The 1,314-nt window shown below is 43.3% G+C and carries 1 protein-coding gene and 2 pseudogenes; 2 read left to right on the top strand and 1 reads right to left on the bottom strand.

Features of this window, described 5'->3' with window-relative positions; genetic code table 11:
• Positions 1-355 precede the first annotated feature (355 nt).
• Positions 356-838 (bottom strand): hypothetical protein, encoded by a 483-nt coding sequence (locus HMPREF2572_RS00925; protein WP_070495540.1) that lies wholly within the window; start codon positions 836-838, stop codon positions 356-358.
• Positions 839-1,036: 198 nt separating this feature from the next.
• On the opposite strand from HMPREF2572_RS00925, the pseudogene HMPREF2572_RS15245 reads away from it, so the two are divergent.
• Positions 1,037-1,108, top strand: a pseudogene (locus tag HMPREF2572_RS15245) (hypothetical protein); the annotation flags it as partial.
• Positions 1,081-1,314, top strand: a pseudogene (locus tag HMPREF2572_RS12930) (helix-turn-helix domain-containing protein); the annotation flags it as partial. The pseudogenes HMPREF2572_RS15245 and HMPREF2572_RS12930, both read left to right, overlap by 28 nt.

Below are 1,314 nucleotides of genomic sequence, written 5' to 3'. Positions count from 1 at the left end.
GAGAGAACTATGTGCAAAGGTCGTCTGAAAAGGTCGTCTGAAAAGGTAGCGGGGGGAAGCCGGTCCTGCTGTCAAAAGTAAATAGGCTTATGTTTACGCTGCATTTGCATTCCCACTTCTGGTTATAAAGTAGTGTAGTGTATGAGTATTCTCACTTGTCAATTTATAGTGGATTAACTTTAAATCAGGACAAGGCGACGAAGCCGCAGATAGTACATCAGGACAAGGCGACGAAGCCGCAGACAGTACAAATAGTACGGCAAGGCGAGGCAACGCCGTACTGGTTTAAAGTTAATCCACTATAACGCCGTTTTAGAGGGGGAAACAGTGAGTGCAGTCTTTTTGATGAAGTGGTTTATTTAGCTTGAGCAGTTTTCTGTTCTTGAATAACCCATTTAGCAATATCCATACCTAAAACTTTAGCGGTTCGATTCAAAACGGAACAAGAACCTTTGAAACCACCAAACATACCACCCATAGAATTACGGGAGAATTTGGTTTTATTGATCTGTTTGCCGTCAATGTATAAAGTCACAGAAACGGCCATTCCTTTGGCATGTCCGATAAAGGCATTACCTGCACTCATGGCTGAAGTAATGGCGATATCTGCGTAAGTGTCTTGTTTTAGACCGTCACGGACAACAGTTATCCCACTTTTCGCTGCGTTCTCCCTCAAAGACTCGGACATGATGCTGCCGATTTCCGAACACTCAGATACGATGCGGTTGTCAATTTCTTCTTTATCGCGATAGGGGATACTTTCATCAATGTGGATGTCTGCACTAGCGAATGTAGGAGCAAATAAGAAGGCAAAAATGAAGAAGCGTTTAGATAACATGATGGATATCCAAGATGAAATGTTAAGAAGAGTGAACATTCTATAATGTTATTTTCACTTAATCAATATAGATTGCATGGGCAAGTTGAGAGCATTTTGATCCAGAGTTTGGCGGATTCGCATTTGAAGTGCGACTTTCCCTAACAGAAAAAGGTCAGTATGCGGTAACATACGACCTTTCCTATAAGAAAGATTGTCATGAGCTACACACAACTGACCGAAGACGAACGATACCACATTCAATATCTGTCCCGCCAGCATACCGTTACCGAAATCGCCAAACTGCTTAACCGACACAAAAGCACCATCAGCCGCGAAATCAAGCGACACTGCCTACAAGGGCAGCAATACAGTGCAGAAAAGGCACAGAAGCAAAGCCGGCTTACCAAACAGCGTAAGCGACAACCCTATAAGCTTGATTCGAAGCTGATTCAATACATCGAAACCCTTATCCGCCGCAAACTCAGTCCCGAACA

This window comes from Neisseria sp. HMSC064E01 (genome assembly GCF_001808875.1).
In the GTDB taxonomy this organism is placed as follows: domain Bacteria; phylum Pseudomonadota; class Gammaproteobacteria; order Burkholderiales; family Neisseriaceae; genus Neisseria; species Neisseria sicca_A.
This window is presented reverse-complemented; position numbering and strand designations above follow the sequence as displayed.